General features: G+C 68.0%; 18 protein-coding genes and 1 pseudogene. 11 read left to right on the top strand and 8 right to left on the bottom strand.

Annotation, left to right across the window (positions count from 1 at the left end; genetic code table 11):
* Positions 1–33: 33 nt before the first annotated feature.
* Entirely contained in the window at positions 34–4,110 is a 4,077-nt protein-coding gene (locus G6N07_RS14035; RefSeq protein WP_085189287.1) for a hypothetical protein, read from the bottom strand.
* A gap of 833 nt (positions 4,111–4,943) precedes the next feature.
* A complete protein-coding gene (locus tag G6N07_RS14030; RefSeq protein WP_085189285.1) occupies positions 4,944–5,195 on the bottom strand; it encodes a hypothetical protein in 252 nt (83 codons plus the stop codon).
* Between the two features lie 291 nt (positions 5,196–5,486).
* Between G6N07_RS14030 and mshB the strand changes: the two genes are divergently transcribed.
* From mshB to G6N07_RS14000, 6 genes and pseudogenes are all read left to right on the top strand, one after another.
* Positions 5,487–6,341 carry an N-acetyl-1-D-myo-inositol-2-amino-2-deoxy-alpha-D-glucopyranoside deacetylase gene (gene mshB, locus G6N07_RS14025; RefSeq protein ID WP_085189283.1) on the top strand — a complete coding sequence of 285 codons (855 nt, stop codon included), beginning with the start codon at positions 5,487–5,489 and terminating at the stop codon, positions 6,339–6,341.
* A 116-nt stretch (positions 6,342–6,457) separates the two neighbouring features.
* A complete protein-coding gene (locus tag G6N07_RS14020) occupies positions 6,458–6,862 on the top strand; it encodes a hypothetical protein (RefSeq protein WP_372507548.1) in 405 nt (134 codons plus the stop codon).
* 108 nt (positions 6,863–6,970) lie between these two features.
* Positions 6,971–9,550 carry a bifunctional FO biosynthesis protein CofGH gene (locus G6N07_RS14015; RefSeq protein ID WP_085189281.1) on the top strand — a complete coding sequence of 860 codons (2,580 nt, stop codon included), beginning with the start codon at positions 6,971–6,973 and terminating at the stop codon, positions 9,548–9,550.
* 271 nt (positions 9,551–9,821) lie between these two features.
* Complete coding sequence (fdxA, locus tag G6N07_RS14010) at positions 9,822–10,145, top strand: ferredoxin (protein WP_085189279.1); 324 nt, start codon at positions 9,822–9,824, stop codon at positions 10,143–10,145.
* Between the two features lie 40 nt (positions 10,146–10,185).
* Positions 10,186–11,286, top strand: a complete 1,101-nt coding sequence (dapC, locus tag G6N07_RS14005; protein ID WP_372507546.1) for a succinyldiaminopimelate transaminase — start codon at positions 10,186–10,188, stop codon at positions 11,284–11,286.
* A gap of 29 nt (positions 11,287–11,315) precedes the next feature.
* Positions 11,316–12,339, top strand: a pseudogene (locus tag G6N07_RS14000) (acyl-CoA dehydrogenase family protein); the annotation flags it as partial.
* A gap of 104 nt (positions 12,340–12,443) precedes the next feature.
* Here G6N07_RS14000 and G6N07_RS13995 read toward each other — a convergent pair.
* The 3 genes from G6N07_RS13995 to G6N07_RS13985 all read right to left on the bottom strand — a co-directional run bounded on the left by G6N07_RS13995 (position 12,444) and on the right by G6N07_RS13985 (position 13,573).
* Entirely contained in the window at positions 12,444–12,746 is a 303-nt protein-coding gene (locus G6N07_RS13995; protein ID WP_085189275.1) for a toxin, read from the bottom strand.
* On the bottom strand, positions 12,743–12,970 hold the full coding sequence (locus G6N07_RS13990; protein ID WP_085189274.1) for a ribbon-helix-helix protein, CopG family: 228 nt from the start codon (positions 12,968–12,970) through the stop codon (positions 12,743–12,745). Before G6N07_RS13990 ends, G6N07_RS13995 begins: the two co-directional genes overlap by 4 nt.
* A 63-nt stretch (positions 12,971–13,033) precedes the next feature.
* Positions 13,034–13,573 carry an NUDIX domain-containing protein gene (locus G6N07_RS13985; RefSeq protein ID WP_085189272.1) on the bottom strand — a complete coding sequence of 180 codons (540 nt, stop codon included), beginning with the start codon at positions 13,571–13,573 and terminating at the stop codon, positions 13,034–13,036.
* A gap of 41 nt (positions 13,574–13,614) precedes the next feature.
* On the opposite strand from G6N07_RS13985, the gene G6N07_RS13980 reads away from it, so the two are divergent.
* A complete protein-coding gene (locus G6N07_RS13980; RefSeq protein WP_085189270.1) occupies positions 13,615–15,027 on the top strand; it encodes an acyl-CoA synthetase in 1,413 nt (470 codons plus the stop codon).
* 69 nt (positions 15,028–15,096) lie between these two features.
* Here the strand turns inward: G6N07_RS13980 and G6N07_RS13970 are convergent, their stop codons facing one another.
* The 3 genes from G6N07_RS13970 to dapD form a co-directional block, all read right to left on the bottom strand.
* The gene (locus G6N07_RS13970) at positions 15,097–15,498 is read right to left on the bottom strand and encodes a DUF302 domain-containing protein (RefSeq protein WP_085189331.1); all 402 of its coding nucleotides are present in this window, start codon (positions 15,496–15,498) and stop codon (positions 15,097–15,099) included.
* A gap of 21 nt (positions 15,499–15,519) precedes the next feature.
* Entirely contained in the window at positions 15,520–15,789 is a 270-nt protein-coding gene (locus G6N07_RS13965; protein WP_085189268.1) for a metal-sensitive transcriptional regulator, read from the bottom strand.
* A 437-nt stretch (positions 15,790–16,226) separates the two neighbouring features.
* Complete coding sequence (gene dapD, locus G6N07_RS13960) at positions 16,227–17,174, bottom strand: 2,3,4,5-tetrahydropyridine-2,6-dicarboxylate N-succinyltransferase (protein ID WP_085189266.1); 948 nt, start codon at positions 17,172–17,174, stop codon at positions 16,227–16,229.
* A 24-nt stretch (positions 17,175–17,198) separates the two neighbouring features.
* Between dapD and dapE the strand changes: the two genes are divergently transcribed.
* The 4 genes from dapE to fadD6 all read left to right on the top strand — a co-directional run bounded on the left by dapE (position 17,199) and on the right by fadD6 (position 22,923).
* On the top strand, positions 17,199–18,266 hold the full coding sequence (gene dapE, locus G6N07_RS13955) for a succinyl-diaminopimelate desuccinylase (RefSeq protein WP_085189264.1): 1,068 nt from the start codon (positions 17,199–17,201) through the stop codon (positions 18,264–18,266).
* A 129-nt stretch (positions 18,267–18,395) separates the two neighbouring features.
* Positions 18,396–20,015, top strand: a complete 1,620-nt coding sequence (locus tag G6N07_RS13950; RefSeq protein ID WP_085189262.1) for an ABC-F family ATP-binding cassette domain-containing protein — start codon at positions 18,396–18,398, stop codon at positions 20,013–20,015.
* 505 nt (positions 20,016–20,520) lie between these two features.
* Positions 20,521–21,087 (top strand): cytokinin riboside 5'-monophosphate phosphoribohydrolase, encoded by a 567-nt coding sequence (locus tag G6N07_RS13940; protein WP_085189261.1) that lies wholly within the window; start codon positions 20,521–20,523, stop codon positions 21,085–21,087.
* 57 nt (positions 21,088–21,144) lie between these two features.
* Complete coding sequence (gene fadD6, locus G6N07_RS13935; RefSeq protein ID WP_085189259.1) at positions 21,145–22,923, top strand: long-chain-acyl-CoA synthetase FadD6; 1,779 nt, start codon at positions 21,145–21,147, stop codon at positions 22,921–22,923.
* Positions 22,924–22,928: the final 5 nt, after the last annotated feature.

Raw genomic sequence — 22,928 nt, 5'->3', positions numbered from 1 at the left:
CCGGACCGAGGTCCGGGGCCGCCTGCGTGGTGATTACTTCGATGCCGCGCTGGGCTCGCTGTCGCCGGACTTCTTGTTCTCGGTCGTCGAACGATCGCTCGACTTCTTGTCGCCGCCGACAGCGCTCTTGACGTTCTTCCGCACCCCGTCCACGTTCTTGCGGGTCTGCTCCGCCGCCCCCTTGAGGTTCTCACGGGTTTGGTCCGCGGCCCCCTTGAGGTTCTTGCGGGTTTGGTCGGCGGCCCCCTTGAGGTTCTCACGGGTTTGGTCGGCGGCCCCCTTGAGGTTCTTGCGGGTTTGGTCGGCGGCCCCTTTGAGGTTCTCACGGGTTTGGTCGGCGGCCCCTTTGAGGTTCTTGCGGGTTTGGTCGAGCCCCTCGTTGACCTGCTTGCCCGCAGTGTCGAGGGCCTCGCGCAGTTGCACCTGGCCCTGCATGACTCGCGTTTGCTGGGTCGCTTGTCCCTCGGCAGGAGAATTGGCGTTCAACGACACCATTTGGTTCGGCGTGCCCGAAATCTCCGTGACCGCTGACGGATCGACCTCAGCCGACGTTACGGTCGGCGTGCCTTCATCGCGCTTGGTGACATCACCGACGGCCTCACCACGGAGGTCACCGAAGCCGCCCAGGCCCCCGCCGATGGCACCACCGATCGCGGCGCTGATGGCACCGCCGATGTTGACGTCGCTGGCGGCCTCGGCGAGCGCCTGCGTCGCGGCGTAGATGCCGGCTCCGATGGCCTGCAGTGCGTCGTTGCCGTTCTCCAGGGCCGACACCGCCGTGGCCCGGAACGCTTCGACGACGGCATCGGTCGCTGCGGCGACGTTGTCGACCGCGTCGACACCGATCTGGGTGACCGCGTCAGCCGCCGCACCGAACTGCTCACCGGCTTCGGCGAAGGATTCGACGAACTCGGCCGGGGTCGGCAGGCCTTCCAGGCTCGCGCCGATAGCCGCCGAGATGTCCGCACCGACATCGGCGAAGCCTTGCAGCGCTGCCGCCCCGAGGTCCAGGCCGGCTTCCAGCCCGGCCTCTACTGAGGCACCGAGATCGGCCAGCACCGTCCCGAGCGAAGCCGAGGCATCGACCAGCGCGCGGATGAAGACCGCCGGGCTCGGCAGATTCTCCAGCGCGGCCTCGAACGCAGCGGCAAGTGTGCCACCGCCTGCCACCAAACCCTGGAGGAAGTCGCCGAATGCGGCGCTGCCGATGCCGATCCCCGACTGGATGGCGGCGGTCAGCGCGGCCGAGACGTTGCCGATCGCTTCGGCGGTCGCATCGGCGATTGCGTTGAAGCCAGGCGCGAACGCGGTGATCGAGCGTTCGACCGCCGCGACGAGATCCGCCGGTGTCGGAAAGTCCTCGAACGCCGCGTCGAAGGCCGCGGCCAACTCCGCTCCGGCGTTGAGGAGCGCGTCGGCGATCACGCCGGCATCGAGGTCGATGTTGAGGTCGACGATCAGCTCCAGCGCGGCCTCTAGGGAGAGGCCAAGGTCGACGTCGATCGCCGCGAATGCGTCCACCAGCGCCTCGAGGAACGTTTCGGGCGTCGGGAAGGCGCCGAGCGCGGCTTCGAACGCTGCGGCCAGCTGGCCGCCGGCGTCCTGCAGTCCGACGATGAACGCCTCGAAGGCCGTCTCGCCTACGGCCAGCCCGGCATCGATGGCCGTCGACAGCGCGCTCGAGAAGTTCCCAATCGCGGTCTCGGTGGCGTCTGCCAGTGCGGTGAGGCCGGGGATGACACGTTCCAGAGCTGACTCGAAGGCAGCGACGAATTCAGCCGGCGACGAAAAATCTTCGAGGGCGGCGTCGAAGATGGCTCCCAGCTCTTCCCCTGCCGCGGCGAGTGCCTCGCCGATCGCCGTGGCGTCCAGATTCAGGCCCAGCTCGCCGAAGACCTCCAGTGCAGCGTCGATGGCGCCTGCGAGGTCGACGTCGATGGCGCCGAAGGCGGAGACCAGGGCGTCGATGAACGCTTCGGGCGTCGGGAAGGCCTCGATTGCGGTGTTGAACGCGGCGGCGAGCTCGCTGCCCGCATCCAGCAAGCCGGCGACGACGGCGTCGAAGGCCTCGACTCCGGCGGCGAGACGGGTCTCCAGCGCCGTGGTCAGGGCGTCTGAGAGCTCGGCGATCACCTCGGCGGTGGCCGCAGCGACCGCGTCGAAGCCCGGGACGACACCCTCAAGGGCGGCATTGAAGGCCGTGATGAAGTCCCCGGGAGTCGGGAAGTCGTCGAGCACACCGTTGACCAGTGCGGCGAACTCGGAACCCGCAGCGAGGAACGCATCGGCGATCGCGCCCGGGTCCAGATCCACGCCGAGGTCGACGAGCGCCGCGAGCGCGACGTCGAGCGCCGCACCCAGGTCGACGTCGATGGCGCCGAAGGCCGACACCAGCGCGTCGACGAACGCACCGGGCGTGGGGAAGGGCTCGATCGCTGCGGCCAAAGCGGCCGCGAGCCCACTCCCGGCGTCCTGCAGCCCGGCGACCACGGTCTCGAAAGCGTCCAGACCCGCGGCGAAGCCGTCCTCCAGCGCACCCGACAGGGCACTTGACAACTCGGTGAACGCCTCGGCAGCACCTGCGGCGAACGCGTTGAACCCCGGAGCCAGTTCCACGATGACGGTATTGAATGCGGAGAAGAACTCGGCGGGGGTCGGGTAGCCTGCGATCTCACCTTCCAGCACCGCGGCCAGCTCGGGGGCGGCCTCGATGAGCGCAGCGGCGATCCCCACGGGGTTGGGGGCAAGGGCGATGTTGATGAGGGCCCCGAGTGCGACGCGAACCGCGTCACCCAGGTCGACGTCGATGGCGGCGAACGCCTGGACCAGCGTGTCGACGAACGCCCTGGGTGTCGGGAACGCCTCGATCGCCGCAGCCAAAGCGGCGGAGAGGCCGCTGCCCGTGTCTTGCAGAGCGCCGACGATGGCGTCGAACGTCTCGATTCCGGCTGCGGCGCCCTCGTTGACAGCGGTGGCCAGCGCACCCGACAGGTCGGTGAGCGATTCGGCGGCGGCTTGGGCGAAGGTATTGAGCCCGGGCAGGGCGCCTGTGATCGCGGCGTTGAAGGCGGCAAAGAAGTCGCCGGGCGCGGGGAAGCCGTCGAACACATCCCCGAAGGCGGCGGCGAGGTCGGCACCGGCTTCGATGAGCGACTCGGCGATGGCGCCGGCGTCGATGTCGATGCCAAGGTCGACGAGCGCCGCGAGTGCGACGTCGAGCGCAGCGCCGAGGTCGACGTCGACGGCGCCGAACGCGTCCGCCAGGGCGTCGATGAACGCAGCAGGACTCGGGAAGGCAGCCAGAGCGGCGTTGAATACCGCCGCCAGGTCACCACCGGAGTCGAGGAGTCCCTCGACGAGCGCGTCGAAGGCGGTAACACCCGCTGCAAGACCGGCCTCGATCGTGGCGGCGAGCTGACCCGAGAGGTCGGTGAACGCCTCGGCCGCAGCCGTGGCCACGGCGTTGAAGCCCGGGATCACATCACCCAGGGCCGCCTCGAAGGCCGCGACGAATTCCTGCGGGTTGGGAAAGGCGGCCAGTGCCGTGTTGAATGCGGCGGCCAGTTCGGTTCCGGCATTGAGGAGCGCCTCACCGATGGTGCCGGCGTCCAAGCCGATGCCGAGTTGCAGCGCGACCTCGAGTGCGACCTCGATGGCGTCGGCCAGGTCGAGGTTGACGGATGCAAACGCCGACACCATGGCGTCAACGAAGGCTTCCGGCGACGGGAAGTTGGCGATGGCGTTGTCGATGGCGGTCGCGAGCACGCTGCCGCCGTCGAGTAGCCCGTCGACAACGGCTTGGAACGCGTCGGTGTCCTGCCCGGCAGCCTCGACCAGCGCTGCCTCGAGCGCTCCGCTCAGTCCGAGGATGGCCGCCTGGGCGGCTTGGGAGGCGCTGTCCACTGCACCGCCGATCGGCGCCCACGCGGCCTGCGCGTCGGCGATCAGATCAGCCAGCGAAGACAGGGAAACGTCTTCGAGCACAGCGACCATCCGCTCGCCCCGGATCTGGAAGTCCGGCGGCAATACTTCGACCGGAGCCAACGCAATCGATGTGGCGCCTACGACGGCCACACCGGCGGCCAGATATGACCGAACAGCAACTTCCATGACATCCCCTCAGAGTCTCGAACAGCTCGACGGAGCAAAACATACCTGAGAAGCAGCTAAGTAACAAAGCGATCTACGTCTTTTTCTATGACCATTTTTAGATGGCTTCATATCGTTTGCCTCGGGTTTGGGAACTAGAATTAGCCGAGCCGGTTGCAGCGGGCAGAGCGGAGCATAAGTGGCAAATGGGGGGAGCGATTTCGGAATAGAACTGGAACCGAGCGCGGAACGTATTGCGCGTGGCCCAATTTAATTGCTGTGATTGCGTATTCCGGGGGATTGCGCAGGAGAGCAGTGGCGCCTTCGGCCGTCGGGCATTGGCCCGCACAGCCTGTCGGCGCGGGATCGAGATGGCACGCCGAGCACCGTGCACACAAAGGCCCACGATCTCGTTGCTTCGGCAAGGACCGGTTGCCTTCGGCTGCGTATCGCCAGCTCTTCGCTAAGTGCCGCTTAGTGGCAGATTGGCGGCGGATACTGATGGCGCGGATTCCAGGGGCGTCGGGGGCGGCCTGGCGGGCGTGCGTGCGGACTTGCCCCGCGCGCCTACCCGGCGGCGGTGAGCCGGCTGTTCGTGCCTGGTGTCGCTGCTAAGCGACTTGTTTCCGCGAGCGAACGCGGGTGCCTGTCCAGGACATTTTGTGCCCTAGTGCGGACACCGAGTGGCGGGTCTAGTCTGTCGGTGTAGATACTCATGGATGCCATTAGCGCCCGCGGACCGCACGACAGTCGGAAGGTTGCCGACAAGTAGCCCATGAGCAAATTCGGATGGTCGAAGTGGTTAGCTACCTTGTCAAGGATATCGGAAACTGAGAGTTAGCTGAGTTGCTCAGTTAACTCCATCCAACCCGCACGTAGCGAACGTGCCAGGTCGGCGACACCGCGGCGTCGACGGGCGCTTGCCAAAGACGGGTCATCAGGACCACCGCCGAGCAGATCCCAATCGGATCGTTGCGGGGCATTGCCTTGTCGCGCGTGCTGTTGTCGCGCGTGCTGAATGCGGTGGAGGGCAATCCGAAGAGCGGATCGTCACTGTGACGATTCAACACCGACTTCTGGATGGCTTCGTCCTGGTCGGCCGTCACATCGCCACATCGCCACATCGCCGGTCCTGCGACGGTGCGTTGTTCGTGGAGCCCGAGGACGGCGGCTCGTCGACCGGGTCGTCGTGCCGCCTACCAGACGTGCGCTGAGCGGCTCGACGGTGAGCCGGTGCAGCGACTCGACGGTCCCATCGGTCCCGGTGACCAACTCACGAATGACTGCAACGTCGACACGAGCGCAACGGCATGAGCCATATTGACTTGCTTGACGAACGATATGCCGGCCTCACCGCGTCACCTGGCTCACCGCCCCTTGGCGTACATTCACCGCCGATGTCAGAAGTTCCTCGCCTGCTCTTCGTCCACGCTCACCCCGACGACGAGACGCTCACCACCGGCGGCACCATCGCTCACTACGTCTGCCGCGGCGCGGATGTCCGCGTGGTCACCTGCACCCTCGGTGAGGAAGGTGAGGTGATCGGGGAGATGTACGCCCAACTCGCCGTAGACCACGCCGACCAACTCGGCGGCTACCGGATCGCCGAACTCACCGCCGCGCTCGCCGCGCTGGGTGTGGACGGACCGCGGTTCCTCGGCGGTGCAGGCCACTGGCGGGACTCCGGTATGGCCGGCACTCCGGCCCGCCACCACCCACGATTCGTCGACGCCGACATGGCCGAGGCCGCCGGTCTGCTCGCCGCGATACTCGACGAGTTCCAGCCGCACGTCGTGGTCACCTATGACCCCGACGGCGGGTACGGCCACCCGGACCACATCCAGACCCACCGCGTCACCACCGCGGCCGTCGAGCGTGCGCAGTGGCGGGTGCCGAAGTCCTACTGGACCGTCATGTCGAAGAGCGGCATGGGCGACGCGTTCGCCGCGGCCCGCGACGTCCCCGAGCAGTGGCTGCGGGTGAGTGTCGACGACGTGCCGTTCCTCTACCCCGACGATGGGATCGACGCCGTCGTCGACGTCAGCCACAGCCTCGAGGAGAAGGTCGCCGCCATGCGCGCGCACGCCACGCAGATTTCCGTCGCACCCAACGGGCAGTCCTGCGCGCTGTCGAACAACATCGCGATGCCGGTCCCCGCCGCGGAGCATTATGTTCTCGCCTCCGGCGACCCAGGCCCGCGCGACGAACGCGGTTGGGAAACCGATCTGCTCTCCGGGTTGAACCTGGCGTAGCGAATTGGGCCCGCGGTAAGCTCCACGTCATCCGGCGACACCGAAGGGGCATTCGTGGATACCGACCTTGGTCAGAGCCTGCAGCACCGGCAGGACCGGCCCGACAGCATCCCGACCTGACGGCGCCGCCGCGCGGTTCCCGTCCGGCCGCAGATTCGCCCCTGCGCGGTGCCGTTCTGGCGCTACTGACCCTCGACGGCGTGATCACCGCCGTCGTCGGCGCCTTCTTCCTGCCGCTGCGTATCGGGTCGGTGCCGTTCCCGCTGAGTGCTTTCGTCGTCGGTCTGGTCAACGCCACGCTGGTCTGGGCCGCGATCCAATGGACTGAGTCCGGCCGGCTCGTCGCACTGCCGATCTGGTCTTGGTTCGCCACCCTCGCCGTCCTCACCCTCGGTGGGCCCGGCGGAGACGTCGTTTTCGGTGGGCGTGGCGCCATGGCCTACAGTGTTTTGCTCTACACCGCCGTCGGTGTCGCTCCAGCAGCCTGGCTGCTCTGGCGCCGGAGTCTCCGCACCGTCTGAGAGCACCGGCGCAACTGTCGCGGACTACTGTGGCCGATATGCCGCACGCAGTGCTTCTAGGACGTGGGACAGGCGGATGAAAGTTGCCATCGCCGGGGTTACAGGGAAGTGGCTCTGAACCCCCAGCACGGCGCTGATCTCCCCAGCCCGGCGGTCCCGCCGCAGCCTGCAGTGCCCAGTCCCGCCGCGATGAGGCGCGTGCTCCGCCGGGCTCACGACGGTGTCGCACTCAATGTCGACGAGGCCGCGATCGCGATGGCGGCGCGCGGTGAGGACCTGGCAGACCTCTGCTCCAGCGCCGCCCGCGTCCGCGACGCGGGGTTGACGTCCGCTGGTCGCCGCGGGCGCAATGGGCGCCTGCCGGTCACGTACTCCCGCAAGGTCTTCGTTCCCGTGACGCATCTGTGCCGCGACACCTGCCACTACTGCACCTTCGTCACCGTGCCGGGGCGGCTGCGCGCGCACGGCGTTGGCATGTACATGGAGCCCGACGAGATCCTCGACGTCGCCGCCCGTGGTGCGGAATTAGGCTGCAAGGAAGCGCTGTTCACTTTGGGCGACCGTCCGGAGGCCCGATGGGCCGAGGCGCGTCAATGGTTGGACGAACGCGGTTACGACTCCACGCTGGACTACGTCCGCGCCATGGCCATCCGCGTACTGGAGGAGACCGGCCTGCTGCCGCACCTCAACCCCGGGGTGATGAGCTGGTCGGAGCTCTCACGGCTCAAACCCGTTGCGCCGTCCATGGGAATGATGCTGGAGACGACGTCCCGGCGCCTCTTCGAGACGAAGGGGCTGGCGCACTACGGCAGCCCGGACAAGGATCCGGCCGTGCGGCTGCGCACGCTCGACGACGCCGGCCGGCTGTCCATCCCGTTCACCACGGGCCTGCTCGTCGGAATCGGTGAGACGCTCACCGAACGCGCCGAGACCATGCATGCCATCCGCAAGTCGCACAGGGAGTTCGGGCACGTCCAAGAAGTGATCGTGCAGAACTTCCGGGCGAAGGACCACACCGCGATGGCATCGTCGCCGGACGCCGGTATCGAGGACTTCCTCGCCACGGTCGCGACGACCCGCCTCGTGCTGGGTCCCAAGGTGCGTGTGCAGGCGCCACCGAACCTGGTGTCGCGCGACGAATGCCTGGCCCTCATTGCCGCCGGCGTCGACGACTGGGGTGGCGTCTCGCCGCTGACCCCAGACCACGTCAACCCCGAACGGCCGTGGCCGGCACTCGACGAGTTGGCCGACGTGACCGCCGAGGCGGGATACGACCTGGTGCAGCGGCTCACCGCGCAACCGCAGTACCTGCAGGCCGGCGCCGCCTGGATCGATCCGCGCGTGCGCGGGCACGTCGACGCGCTCGCCGATCGGGATACCGGTCTCGCGCTCGACGTCAACCCCCAGGGCCGTCCGTGGCAGGAACCCGACGAGGCGTTGCAGTCTCTGGGGCGCATCGACCTGAACGAGGCCATCGACGGCGCGGGCCGGCTCACCGAGACCCGCAGCGACCTCGGCAGCGCGTTCGGTGACTGGGAGTCGATCCGCGAGAAGGTCAGCGAACTGGCGGCGCGTGCGCCGGAGCGGGTGGACACCGACGTGCTCACGGCACTGCGCTCCGCGGAGCGCGACCCGGCATCGCTGTCCGACGACGCCTACCTGGCGCTGGCCACCGCGGACGGGCCTGCCTTGGAAGCCGTCGCAGCGCTGGCGGATTCACTGCGCCGCGATACCGTGGGCGACGACGTGACCTTCGTGGTCAACCGCAACATCAACTTCACCAACATCTGCTACACCGGTTGCCGGTTCTGTGCGTTCGCGCAGCGCAAAGGTGACGCCGACGCGTATTCACTGTCGACCGACGAGGTCGCCGACCGCGCGTGGGAGGCGCACGTCGCCGGAGCCACCGAAGTGTGCATGCAGGGCGGGATCGACCCTGAACTTCCGGTCACCGGTTATGCCGACCTGGTGCGTGCGGTCAAGAAGCGGGTGCCGTCGATGCACGTCCATGCCTTCTCGCCGATGGAGATCGCCAACGGCGTGACGAAGAGCGGGCTGTCGGTGCGGGACTGGCTGACCGCGCTGCGCGAAGCCGGACTGGACACGATCCCGGGCACCGCCGCGGAGATCCTCGACGACGAGGTGCGCTGGGTGCTGACCAAGGGGAAGCTGCCGACCTCGATGTGGATCGACGTCGTCACCACCGCGCACGAGGTGGGGCTGCGGTCGAGTTCGACGATGATGTACGGCCACGTCGACCAACCCCGGCACTGGGTCGGCCACCTTCGCGTGCTGCGGGAGATCCAGGACCGCACGGGCGGGTTCACCGAGTTCGTCCCACTACCGTTCGTGCACCAGTCATCCCCGCTGTACCTGGCCGGCGGTGCCCGCCCCGGCCCGACGCACCGGGACAACCGGGCGGTCCATGCACTGGCGCGGATCATGTTGCACGGCAGGATCGATCACATCCAGACCAGCTGGGTCAAGCTCGGCGTCGAACGTACGCAGGTGATGCTGCAGGGCGGCGCCAACGACCTCGGCGGGACGTTGATGGAGGAGACCATCTCGCGGATGGCCGGCTCGGAGAACGGCTCGGCCAAGACTGTCGCGGAACTCGTCGCGATCGCCGAGGGAATCGGTAGGCCGGCGCGCCAGCGAACCACCACTTACGCGCCCCTGGCTGCCTGACACCGAGGCCTTTGCCCCCGGTTCCCCAACGCACGGTTACTTGCGCGGCTCCGTTGTGGCGGCTGGCAGTTTTGTATGTGCGACGTTTAGTATCAGTTACCACGCGGAACTCCCAGTCCGGATTGGCGCGTGAAAGTTAGGGCACACTGAGACGACCGTCCAGGTATCGGCTGGGGATACTTCCAGGCGGAACCGGCACCACCGCCTCGGCGGCCCAGCCGAGTCGGCAGCCCACTGGACAGTTGGACCGAGGAACACGGAGGAGAACCCGGTGACGTACACGATTGCCGAACCCTGTGTCGACGTGAAGGACAAGGCATGCATCGAGGAGTGCCCCGTCGACTGCATCTATGAGGGCGCACGCATGCTGTACATCCACCCCGACGAATGCGTCGACTGTGGAGCCTGCGAGCCGGTGTGCCCGGTGGAGGCGATCTACTACGAGGACGACGTCCCGGATCAGTGGAGTGCCTACACGCAGTACAACGCGGACTTCTTCGTCGAACTCGGGTCCCCCGGCGGTGCGTCGAAGGTCGGCCAGACTGACAACGACCCGCAGGCCGTGAAGGACTTGCCGCCGCAGGGCGAGGGCTGACACGGCGCCCCACGAGTACGCCGCTGAGGTGGCCCGCCGAGTGGTCTCCGCGAAGCTGCCCGAGTTCCCCTGGGACACGCTCGCGGCGGCCGGTGCGCTGGCCCGCTCACACCCGGACGGCATCGTCGACCTGTCTGTCGGCACCCCCGTGGACGAGGTCGCGCCGGTCATCCGTGAGGCGCTCCTGGCGGCCAGCGCAGCGCCCGGGTATCCGACGACCGCCGGCACACCCCGGTTGCGGGCGTCGGCGAAGGCCGCGCTCGAACGTCGGTTCGGCATCACCGGCCTGGCGGACGGTGCGGTGCTGCCCGTCATCGGCACCAAGGAACTCATCGCGTGGTTGCCCACGCTGCTGGGGGCGGGGTCCGACGACCTCGTGGTGGTGCCGGAACTGGCGTATCCCACCTACGACGTCGGCGCCCGGCTGGCGGGGGCCAAGGTCGTCCGGGCCGATTCGCTCACCCAGTTGGGTCCGCAGACCCCGGTGCTGATCTTCCTCAATTCGCCGAGTAACCCGACGGGCCGGGTGTTGGGCGTCGACCACCTCCGCAAGGTCGTCGGCTGGGCCCGTGAGCGGGGTGTCCTGGTCGCTTCCGACGAGTGCTACCTCGGCCTCGGCTGGGACACCGCGCCCGTCTCGGTGCTGCACCCCTCGGTCTGCGACGGCGACCACACCGGTCTGCTGGCTGTGCACTCACTGTCGAAGACGTCGTCGCTAGCCGGGTACCGCGCCGGCTTCGTCGCCGGCGACCCGGCGGTGGTCGCCGAACTGCTCGCGGTGCGCAAACACGCCGGGATGATGGTGCCGACGCCCGTGCAGGCGGCGATGGTGGCCGCACTCGACGACGACGCCCATGCACAGCAGCAGCGCGAACGCTATGCGCGGCGCCGCGATGTGCTGCTGCCCGCGATGAAGGCCGCCGGCTACACCGTCGACCACTCCGAGGCGGGGCTGTATCTGTGGGCCACCCGCGGCGAGGAGTGCCGCGCGACCGTCGACCGGCTTGCCCGGCTCGGGATCCTCGCCGCACCGGGTGAGTTCTACGGCCCCCGCGGCGCACAGCACGTGAGGCTGGCACTGACCGCCACCGACGAGCGTATCGACGCCGCCGCCGAACGGCTTTCGGCGAATCACGGTTAGCCCGCCGCAACCCGTAATACCGTCGGTGTCGATCAGCGACGAGGACGTCGAGGACGTCGACCGGCCTGAACTGGTACACGACCGATCCCACCCTGCAGTTCACCCTCGCCTACTACCTGCCGCCGGACCACAGGTGCCCGTCGCGGAGACACATCTGGCCCGGATGGGCGAGCTGATGGGTGGCGCGGTGGCCCGGTGGGCCGAGGAGACCGACGTCGATCCCGACGTGCGCCCCACCTACCTGCGCAACCAGGCCAACATCGGGATGGGCTGCGCGCTGGGCAACCGGCCGGCGGCATGGTTCAGGCACTGGTGGCCGCGTATGCAGCCGCCGACGTGCGCGACCACGTGCCGGCGAAATTCGAATCCGGTGAGTGGGCCAGGGAGACGGCACAGGTGTTCACCGAGCGCACCGGCGGCCCAGGCGATGGTTTTCGACGGCACCGGGCTGGCCAATCACCGTCCGCGGCGGCGCGTCCGGCAGCGCATCGTGGTGCCCGTCACCAAACTCAAGGTGTGCCGGCTCGGCATCACAGCCGCATCGGACGCGATCGAGATCCACGGCGGCAACGGCTATATCGAGGACTGGCCGGTTGCCCGGCTGCTGCGCGATTCGCAGGTCTACACCATCTGGGAAGGTCCCGACAACATGTTTTACCTAGACGGTGTTGTACCTGGACGGTGTTGTGCCCGGACGTGGCACGGGGCATCCGGCGTGTCGAGGCGCACCAACCGCTGCTGGGCCGGATGCACGATGCGGTGTCGGTATGCGACGACGACCCGACAACGCAGCTGGTGTCGCAGCGCGTCGACGATCTCGACGCGGCGATCACCGCATGGACGAAGCTCGAGGGCGCGGTCGCCGACGCGCGGCTGTTCCCGCCGGCGCAGTTCATGGCCGACGTGTACGGGGGAGCGCTGCTGACCGAACAGGCGGCGTGGGAACGCGCCGAACGCGGCGGCGAGCGAAAAGCTCTCGTGGCGAGGCTGTATACGCGCCGCTACCTCGACGATCCCGGGCGGTTACGCGGTATCGACGAGGACCGTGAGTAGGCGCTGGAGCGCTTCGACGAACTGGCCGACGGCGCGTTCACCGGCTGAGCGCCCTCGGCGGGTGCCCAGCACCCGCTCGATGCGGTAACCCGACAATGAGCTACTTAGGTGACCAGTGCAGTGATCAGCGCTGCGGTCTGGCGCAGCGCCTGTGCGCCGATGTTGCCGATGGGTTCGTCGAGCGCGGCGGTGGGCAGCCACTGGACGAGTTCTGGCAGCACCGCGCCTTCGGGCTGCTGGACTGCTACGACCATCGCCATAGCGGCGTCGGGGATTCGGCCGGGAACGAAGGCGCAAGAGATGAGCCTGCCGGAGTCAGCGGCGAGGTGGATGGAGTTCGAGAGGATGACCACATAGGCCTCGTGTCCGGTGTCCCGCCGTGGCGCGATGTCACCGGGTGTGATCACAGGTCGGCAGCCCTGTTGGCCTGGTAGATCTTGGCGGCGTAGTCGTCGATGTTGAGCGCCGGCACGGTGTGCGCGGTGTAGTTCTGCAGGGCGAGGCGCAGATGTTCGTGCCGCAGCGCCTGCTCGATGAGTTCGGACCGGTTCATGCCGACAGCCGTGGCGTCGGCGTCTGCGGCGGCGAGCACATCGGTATCGACGGTGACGGACACCTTATTTTTGACCATACATTCATCCTACCGAAGGTAGGATACCTGGCGGTCGGCCGAATGCCACTGCGGACAACCCGACTACGAACGCTCCCAGAGCAACAGCATCCCGTACGCCGCGATGCTCTGTGCATCGGTGATCTCCCCGTCGGCGACCATCCGCTCGAACTCGCCGCGGGTGACCCAGGCGCTGCGCATGTCCTGCTCCTCGTGTTCCCGGTCATGGTCGCCCTCGGTCAGTTCGGTGGCGAGGAATACCGAGCCGCGCTGACTGCTCATCCCGGGCGCCACGTCGAGCAGGCCCAGTTTGACGATGGCCTTCGCCCGCAGCCCCGTCTCCTCGCGTAACTCACGCGCAGCCAAGTCGAACGGCTCCATGTCGGCCCGCCCCGGGGCGGTGCCCTGCGGGAACTCCCACCGGCGTAATCCGAGCGGGTAGCGAAACTGCTCGACCAGCTTGAGGCGGTCACCGTCACACGCGATGACCAACGCGTAGTTGGGCTTGTCGACGACGGCGTAGATGCCGTCGCTGCCGTCCGGACGTCTGATCCCGTCCTCGCGCAACGTCAGCCAGTCGTTCCGGTACACCTCGCGCGACGACACCTGCCGGATCCAATCCACGGGCCCAGTATCGCCCAGTCCTGACGAGTAGCCTCGTCGGCGTGTTGCTGAGCTCGCTGAACCCCGCCGCGGTCGCCGGCGGCGCCGACATCGCCGACGCGGTCACGATCGGGAAGGCGGTGCTCAGTCGAAGCGATCTCGTCGGGGCCGCGACGTCGGTCGCCGAGCGTGTCGGCGCGGCGCACCGGGTCGCGGTGCTGGCCAGGCCGACGCCGGCAACGGTGCTCGCGATGACCGGCTGCCTCATCGCCGGCGTCCCCGTCGTTCCGGTCCCCGCCGACGTGGGTGTCGCCGAACGCCGCCACATCCTCTCCGACTCCGGCGCCCAGGCCTGGCTCGGCGAGAAGCCCGAGAATCTGGAGGACACCGGGCTCCCGCACATCCCGGTTCGCCTGCACGCCCGGTCTTGGCACCGCTACGCCGAACCCCATCCCGACTCCGCCGCACTGATCATCTACACCTCCGGTACGACCGGACCGCCGAAGGGCGTCGTCATCAGCCGCGGCGCCATCGCCGCCGACCTGGACGCGCTCGCCGAGGCATGGCAGTGGACCGCCGAGGACACCCTTGTCCACGGTCTGCCGCTCTATCACGTGCACGGACTGGTGCTGGGACTTCTCGGTTCCCTACGCATCGGCAACAGGTTCATCCACACCGGCCGGCCCAGCCCCGAGGCCTATGCGCAGGCGCGGGGCACGATCTACTTCGGGGTGCCGACAGTGTGGTCACGAATCGCCGCCGACGGGAACGCCGCGCGCGCACTGATGGCGGCGCGACTGCTGGTGTCGGGCAGCGCCGGGCTGCCCGTTCCGGTCTTCGACCGGGTGAGCGCACTGACCGGTCACCAACCGGTCGAGCGCTACGGCAGCACCGAATCGTTGATCACCCTCAGTACTCGCGTCGACGGGGAACGCCGCCCCGGCTGGGTGGGGCTCCCGCTGGCCGGGGTGCAGACCCGCCTCGTCGGCGACGACGGCGCACCAGTGCCCCACGACGCGGAAACGATTGCGCGCCTCGAAGTCCGGGGCCCGATGCTCTTCGACGGCTATTTGAACCGGCCCGACGCGACGGCTGACGTGTTCGACGCTGACGGCTGGTACCGCACCGGTGACGTTGCGGTCGTCGATGCCGACGGTATGCACCGCATCGTCGGGCGGGAGTCGGTCGACCTGATCAAGACGGGCGGTTTCCGGGTCGGGGCGGGGGAGATCGAGACGGTCCTGCTGGGCCACGACGGCGTCGACGAGGCCGCGGTGGTCGGGGTGCCTGACGACGACCTCGGTGAGCGCATCGTCGCGTTCGTCGTCGGTGACGCCACACCGGCCACGTTGGTCGACTATGTGGCCGAGCAACTTTCAGTGCACAAGTGTCCCCGTGAGGTGCGCATCGTCGACAGCCTGCCCCGCAACGCCATGGGTAAGGTGCTCAAGAAGGAACTGGCGCAATGGGTCTGAGTTTCACCGATCTGTGCGTCGATGCGGCCGAGATTCACGCCCTCGGCGGCTGGTGCGCCCGGAGTGTGATCAGACGCCGGCCAGGGCGTCGATCGCCGCCTGCAGCCGGGTGGTGACCTCTTCGGCGACCGGCTGCAGCTGGGGCTCACCGGTGACGTCCACGAGCAGCTGCGGGTTCATCGCCTCGACGAGCGTGGTGTGCGGGTCGTCGGGATCGCTGCGCACCACCACGTTGCACGGCAGCAGCAGGCCGATCTGCCGGTCCACGCCGATCGCGCGGTGCGCCAGCGGCGGGTTGCAGGCACCCAGAATCAGGTAGTTCTCCATGTCCTCGTCGAGCTTGTTCTTCAGTGTCGACTTGACGTCGATCTCGGTAAGGACCCCGAACCCGTGTTGGGACAGCGCCTCACGGGTACGCGCCACGGCGTCGTCGAACGTCATCTTCAGGCTGGTGGACAGTGCGATGCTCATCATGACTCCTTCGTCGATTCGTCAGGCCAGTGCGAGGAACAACTTCTCGAGTTCGGCCACCGTCATCGGATCTTTCGCATCGGCACCCTCCCCCGCGACGCATTCCCGCAATCCGGTGGCCACGATCTTGAACCCGGCGCGGTCCAGAGCGCGAGACACCGCTGCGAGCTGAGTCACGACCTCCTTGCAGTCGCGGCCCTGCTCGATCATCGATATCACCCCCGAAAGCTGGCCATGGGCCCGGCGCAGCCGGTTGAGGACCGCGTCGATGGCTTCCTGATCACCGACCATGGTGTTCCTTTCGTTTACCTGGCGCCGATGTTACCCCGAGGGGTATGGTGGTCAAGAAGCGGGGGTACCCCAGGGGGTATGCATCGCAACAGTAGAAGGAGTCGATGATGCGCGAGCAGTACGACAACGCGTGGGTCGACAAGGCGTGGGTCGACAAGCCGTGGGTGGACGCCCACGCCGCCGTTTGACACGAGAGAGGAGAGGCAGATGTGCTACGCCGTGACATGCCCGTCCTGCGGTAAAACGACGTGGGACGGCTGCGGCCGACACGTCGACGACGTGATGCGGTCGGTTCCTACCGCGGACCGTTGCCGCTGTGAGCCGGTCGACGCGCCGCCGAGCCCCGCTGTCCGCCGGTTCTGGCGCCGGTGACCGCGCCAGCCGCGACGGCAATCTGATCGGCGATGATTTCTCCACAACGCCGAGCAGTTGGCCGCTCAGTTCACGTGCAGCGCCTCGTTGAGCGTGATGCCGGTGCCGTCGCGTCTGACCACCTCGACGGCACCGGACAGCGAATTGCGCCGGAACAACAGGTTGTTCACACCGGAGAGTTCGCGGGCCTTCACCGTCTGCCCGTCGCTCGTCTGCACCTTGGTGCCCGCGGTGACGTACAACCCTGCCTCGACCACGCAGTCGTCGCCGAGCGAGATTCCCACCCCAGCGTTCGCGCCGAGCAGGCACCGCTTGCCGACCGAGATGACCTCCTTGCCGCCGCCCGACAGGGTGCCCATGATCGATGCGCCGCCGCCGACGTCGGATCCGTCGCCGACCACCACACCGGCCGAGATCCGGCCCTCAACCATCGACGAACCCAGCGTCCCGGCGTTGAAGTTCACGAACCCCTCGTGCATCACCGTCGTCCCCGCCGCCAGGTGCGCACCCAGGCGCACCCGGTCGGCGTCGGCGATGCGGACCCCCGCCGGGGTCACGTAGTCGACCATCCGCGGGAACTTGTCGATCCCGAAGACGGTGACGGTGCCGCAGCGGCGCAGCCGGGCGCGGACGGTCTCGAAGCCGTCCACCGCACACGGGCCGTAGTTCGTCCACACGACGTTGGCCAGCACACCGAAGATGCCGTCCACGTTCGCGCCGTGCGGCTGGATCAGCCGGTGAGAGAGCAGGTGCAACCGCAGATAGGCGTCGTACCCGTCGGCGGGTTTGTCTTCCAGCGAGGCGATGACGGTGCGCACGGCGACGAGGTCGACCTCGCGGTCCTCGTCACGGCCGGTCAGCTCACCGAGTTCGGCGGGCACCTCGGCGACCGACATCCGAACCGTGCCCGACTCCCCGAGATCGGCTCCGAGTTCCGGCGCCGGATACCAGGTGTCGAGGACGGTTCCGTCGGCGGCGATGGTCGCCAGGCCGATTCCAGCAGCAGAAGTCACGAGCCTAGAGACTACCGTTGTTCCATGGCCCTCGACCTGCACGGTGACCCCGTCGAGTTGACCGCAGCTTTGGTCGACATCCCCAGCGAATCGCGGCACGAACAGTGCATCGCCGACGAGATCGAGGCCGCACTGCGCGAACAGACCGACGGTGTCGAGATCGTTCGCAATGGTGACGCGGTGCTGGCCCGCACGAACCGCGGACTCCCGTCTCGCGTGCTCCTCGCGGGGCACATCGACACCGTGCCCGCCGCGGATAACGTGCCCAGCCGCCGTGAAGGTGACGCCCTGTACGGCTGCGGCACCTCCGACATGAAGTCCGGCGACGCGGTGTTCCTGCACCTCGCCGCCACCGTCGGGAACCCAGCGCACGACCTCACGCTGGTGATGTACGACTGCGAGGAGATCGAGGCCTCGGCCAACGGACTGGGCCGTATCGAACGCGAACTGCCCGACTGGCTGCAGGCCGACCTCGCGATCCTCGGTGAACCGTCCGGCGGCTTCATCGAGGCCGGCTGCCAGGGCACCCTCCGAGTACTGGTGCGCACCACCGGGACGCGCGCGCACTCGGCGCGATCATGGCTGGGAGACAACGCCATTCACAAACTCGCGCCGGTGCTCGACCGGTTGGCGACCTACCAGGCGCGCAGCGTCGACATCGACGGCTGCGTCTACCGGGAAGGGCTTTCCGCGGTGCGGATCGAGGGCGGCATCGCGGGCAACGTGATCCCCGACGCCGCGTCGATCACCGTCAATTTCCGGTTCGCGCCCGACCGCACCGTCGAGCAGGCGCTGGCCCACGTGCTCGCGGTGCTCGACGGACTCGACGTCACCGTCGAGCAGACCGACGCCGCCGCAGGCGCCCTGCCGGGGCTGACCAAGCCGGCCGCCGCTGCCCTGGTCGAGGCTGCCGGCGGGCAGGCGCGGGCGAAATACGGGTGGACCGACGTGGCGCGGTTCGCGGCGCTGGGCATTCCGGCCGTCAACTACGGCCCGGGCGACCCGAACCTCGCCCACCGGGCGGACGAGCGGGTGGAGGTCGGTCAGATCACCGCCACCACCGAGCTGCTGCGGCGCTACTTATCTGCTTGACGGACAGCGCTATCGTGGAAGCCATGCTGGGAATCGACGACATCTCCGGGTGACCGGAGCCATCACCTGAGTCGTCCTGTTCCGTTCTGCGGTGCCTCGGTGGCCCGCAGCCCACGAGAGATCTCTCGCATGCCTGATCCATCGATCGTCTGTTCCGACCTGTCGTTCGCCTGGCCCGACGACACCGTCGTTTTCACCGACCTGTCCGCCACTTTCGTCACCGGCCGCACCGGTCTCGTCGCGCCGAACGGCGCGGGTAAATCCACTCTGCTGCGGCTGATCGCGGGAGAGTTGCGGCCGACGTCCGGGACCGTGTCGGTCACCGGCGCGCTCGGTTACCTCCCGCAGACCCTGCCGGTGGCCGCCGATTTAACCGTCGCCGAAGTGCTCGGCATCGCCCCGGTGATCGCCGCGCTGAACGCGCTGGCCGGCGGGGATGCCAGTGACGCAATCTTCACCGCGGTCGGCGACGACTGGGACGTCGAAGAACGGGCCCGCGCCCAACTGGACCGGCTGGGGCTCGCGCACGTCGGTCTCGACCGTCGTCTCGAAACGCTGTCCGGGGGCGAGATCGTCTCCCTCGGCCTGGCGGCGCAACTCCTCGAGCGGCCCGATGTGCTGCTGCTCGACGAGCCGACCAACAACCTCGACGCCGACGCCAGGCATTCGCTCTACGCGGCGCTCGACGACTTCGGCGGAACCCTGCTGCTGGTCAGCCACGACCGGGTGCTGCTCGACCGGATGGACCGGATCGCCGAACTCAACCGAGGGGAGATCGTCTTCTACGGTGGGAATTTCACGGCCTACCGCGAGGCGGTGGCGCTCGAACAACAGGCCGCCGAAAGCGACCTGCGCAATGCCCGACAACAGCTGAAACGCGAGAAACGCCAGATGCAGGAGGCCCGCGAACGTGCGGCGCGGCGTGCGAACACCGCGGCGCGCAACCTCTCCGACGCCGGTCTGCCGAAGATCGTCACGGGGGCCAGAAAACGCAGAGCCCAGGAGTCCGCGGGCAAGTCCGATGACGTCCACGCCAAGCGGGTGGGCGACGCGCGGGCGCGGGTCGATCATGCCGAGCGTTCAGTGCGGGACGACGATGCGATCGCGCTGGACCTGCCGGACAGCCGCGTGCCCGCCGACCGGAACCTGTTCACCGGCCACGGGCTCCGCGTCAACCGCGGCGGTCGGGAACTGTTCGGGGAAAACGGAATCGATTTGTCACTGCGCGGACCGGAACGCATCGCGCTGACGGGGCCGAACGGCGCGGGCAAGTCCACGCTGCTGCGGGTCATCGTCGGCGCCGTCGAGCCCGACGCGGGCTCGGTGCAACGGGCCGACGGCCGCACCGCCTACATCTCTCAGCGGCTGGACCTGCTCGACGACGATCTGTCGGTGGCCGAGAGCCTGGCCCGATTCGCCCCCGAGATGACCCTGACCAGGAGACGCCACTTGTTGGCGCAGTTCCTGTTTCGCGGCGACCGGATCCATCTGCCGGTGTCGGCGCTGTCGGGTGGCGAGCGGTTGCGGGCGACGCTGGCGTGCGTGCTGTATCCCGAACCCGCACCTCAGCTTCTGCTGCTCGACGAGCCGACCAACAACCTCGATCTGCTCAGCGTCGGCCAGCTCGAATCGGCGCTCAACGGCTATGAGGGCGCATTCGTTGCGGTGAGCCACGACGACCGGTTTTTGGCGGAGATCGGCGTGAATCGGTGGCTGCGTCTGGCCGACGGGGTCCTGGTCGAGACGTGAGGCTCAGACCTGCTGCGTCGGGATGGGGGCGGCGGGCCCGCTGTCGCGGTTGTCTTGCACGGGCGCCCGCTCCGACTCCGTTGTGGCCTCGGCTCCGGGTTCCTCGGCGCCGGTCGCCCCGCCCGCCGCGCCACCCGCGGCGTTCGCAGGATTGCCGCCGCTCGCGGGACCGTCGGGCCCGCCGGCCTCTCCCGTCGGCGCCAGTGCGGCCCCGCATCGCGTAACAGTGCCACCGCACCCTCCAGATCGCCGCGGGCGACGAGCACGTCGGCGATCAGCACCACCTCGCCGGTCGCCCGCCCCCGGCTGCTGCAGTTCAGCGAATCCGGTGAGCCGGCGGGCCAATTCATGTGCGCGGTCAAGTCAACCGGACATCATCAGCGCCGCCGCTGACAACGGCGCCGGAGCGTTGGCGAACACCCGCCTCGATGGAATCGAGTGCCGGTTTGTGCGGTGCCACCACCCCGGTCCACAGGCACCGCCGGATGGTAGGACCGTCTAGGTTGTGCGTGTGCCCGACCGACCCGACCGCCCGTGGGCAGTCTGTGTGTACTGCGCGTCCAGCCCCACTGACGAACGGTTGCTGAGCCTTGCCGCTCGCGTCGGTGAGGCGATCGCCGACCGCGGGTGGACGCTGGTGTCCGGCGGGGGGAACGTCTCCGCCATGGGGGCCCTCGCCCACGCCGCCCGGGCGCACGGCGGCCGGACCGTCGGGGTGATCCCCAAGGCGCTGGTGCACCGGGAGGTGGCCGATGTCGACGCCGACGAACTCGTGGTCACCGACACGATGCGCGAGCGCAAACAGGTGATGGAGGATCGCGCCGACGCGTTCCTGTCGCTGCCCGGCGGTATCGGCACACTCGAGGAATTTTTCGAAGCCTGGACTGCGGCTTATCTTGGTATGCATGACAAGCCGGTGGTGATGCTCGATCCGATCGGTCACTACGACGGTCTGCTGGCCTGGTTGCACGGGTTGGTCGACAGCGGTTACGTCGCCCGCGGTGCGCTGGACCGGTTGATTGTCGTCGGCGACCTCGACGAGGCGATGAAAGCGTGTGCCCCTCGCCGCTAGCTGGATCGGGCGTGGTTAGGTGTTGCGCACGGACGACGATCGGAGGGGTCACACCGCATGAGCGACGAGAAATCGGGGACGCGGAACAGCGTCGGGCTGCTCGACATCGCTTCGAGACTGCCGGGGTTCCTTCGGGACGCACCCACGATCCTCGGTGGCGTCGTCACCGGCTTCGGCGCACGGCCGTCGGCCAAGACGTCGATCGGCAAGGTCTTCCAGGAGCGGGCCGCCAAGTACGCCGACAATACCTTCCTGAGGTTCGAGGACCGGGAGATCTCCTATCGGGAGGCCAACGAGACGGTTAACCGTTACGCTGCCGTGCTGGCCGCACGCGGGGTGGGCCACGGTGACGTCGTGGCGATCATGCTGCGCAACTCACCCGAACCGGTGCTGCTCATGCTCGCCGCGGTCAAATGCGGCGCGATCTCCGGGATGCTCAACTACCACCAGCGCGGCGACGTGCTCGAACACAGCCTCGGCCTGCTCTCGGCCAAGGTCGTGATCGCCGACCCCGACTTCGTCGACCCCATCAAGGAGTGCGGTGCGGACACCGACGGACTGCTGACGGTCGACGAGTTCGAGCGGCTCGCCGAGACGGCCCCTACCGGCAACCCGGCATCGGCGTCCGCGGTGCTCGCGAAGGACAAGGCGTTCTACATCTTCACCTCCGGCACCACCGGGATGCCGAAGGCAAGCGTGATGACGCACTATCGTTGGCTGCGCGCACTGGGCGGCTTCGGTGGGCTCGGCGTGCGGCTGACCAGCAAGGACACCATGTACTGCTGCCTACCGCTCTACCACAACAACGCGCTGACGGTGGCGCTGTCGTCGGTGCTGAACGCCGGAGCCACGTTTGCGTTGGGCAGGTCGTTCTCGGCGTCGAGGTTCTGGGACGAGATCATCCGGTACGACGCCACGGCGTTCGTCTACATCGGCGAGATCTGCACCTATCTGCTCAACCAGCCCAAGAAGGAAACCGATCGCCAGCACAAGGTTCGTGTCATCGTGGGCAACGGTCTGCGACCTGCGATCTGGGACGAGTTCACCAACCGGTTCGGCATCGACCGGGTGTGTGAGTTCTACGCCGCCAGTGAGGGCAACACCGCCTTCGTCAACGCGCTCAACCTCGACAAGACCACCGGCATCTGCCCGAGCCCGGTCGCGTTCGTCGAATACGACGGCGACTCGGGGGAACCGGTCCGCGACGAGAAGGGCCGGGTCAAGAAGGTCCGCAACGGTGAGCCGGGACTGCTGCTGAGCAAGGTCAGCAGTTTCCAGCCCTTCGACGGCTACACCGACGACAAGGAGTCCGAGAAGAAGCTGGTCCGCGACGCCTTCAAGGATGGCGACGTGTGGTTCAACACCGGTGACCTGATGCGCTATCAGGGCCTCGGGCATGCCGCGTTCGTCGACCGCCTCGGCGACACCTTCCGGTGGAAGGGGGAGAACGTCGCCACCACCGAGGTCGAGGCCGCGTTGTCGGTGGACCCGACCGTCGACGAGTGCACCGTCTACGGCGTCGAGGTGGAAGGCACCGGTGGCCGTGCGGGCATGGCGGCGATCAAACTCACCGAGGGCAGCGACTTCGACGGCAAGACGCTGGCGCAGACCCTTTACGAACGGCTGCCCTCTTACGCCGTCCCGCTGTTCGTCCGCGTCGTCGGCGAACTCGCGCAGACCTCGACCTTCAAGAGCCAGAAGGTCGACCTCCGTAAGGAGGGCCACGGCACCCACATCGACGACCCACTGTACGTGCTCAAGGGCCGCGACGAGGGCTACGTCGAGTACTACGAGGAGTACGCCGACGAGGTGAAGGCCGGCAAACGCCCGAAGTGAGGGTG

The sequence above is a fragment of the Mycolicibacterium doricum genome, from assembly GCF_010728155.1.
GTDB lineage: Bacteria > Actinomycetota > Actinomycetes > Mycobacteriales > Mycobacteriaceae > Mycobacterium > Mycobacterium doricum.
Note: the sequence above shows the minus strand (reverse complement) of the source record. Positions and strands in the feature narration are given on the sequence as shown.

Coding starts and splice junctions, on each gene's coding strand:
- G6N07_RS13970 (WP_085189331.1), bottom strand. CDS start 15,498: ATGAGCATCGCACTGTCCACCAGCCTGAAGATGACGTTCGACGACGCC.
- G6N07_RS13965 (WP_085189268.1), bottom strand. CDS start 15,789: ATGGTCGGTGATCAGGAAGCCATCGACGCGGTCCTCAACCGGCTGCGC.
- G6N07_RS13990 (WP_085189274.1), bottom strand. CDS start 12,970: ATGGTCAAAAATAAGGTGTCCGTCACCGTCGATACCGATGTGCTCGCC.
- G6N07_RS14035 (WP_085189287.1), bottom strand. CDS start 4,110: ATGGAAGTTGCTGTTCGGTCATATCTGGCCGCCGGTGTGGCCGTCGTA.
- dapE (WP_085189264.1), top strand. CDS start 17,199: ATGGCCCTCGACCTGCACGGTGACCCCGTCGAGTTGACCGCAGCTTTG.
- fadD6 (WP_085189259.1), top strand. CDS start 21,145: ATGAGCGACGAGAAATCGGGGACGCGGAACAGCGTCGGGCTGCTCGAC.
- mshB (WP_085189283.1), top strand. CDS start 5,487: ATGTCAGAAGTTCCTCGCCTGCTCTTCGTCCACGCTCACCCCGACGAC.
- G6N07_RS13950 (WP_085189262.1), top strand. CDS start 18,396: ATGCCTGATCCATCGATCGTCTGTTCCGACCTGTCGTTCGCCTGGCCC.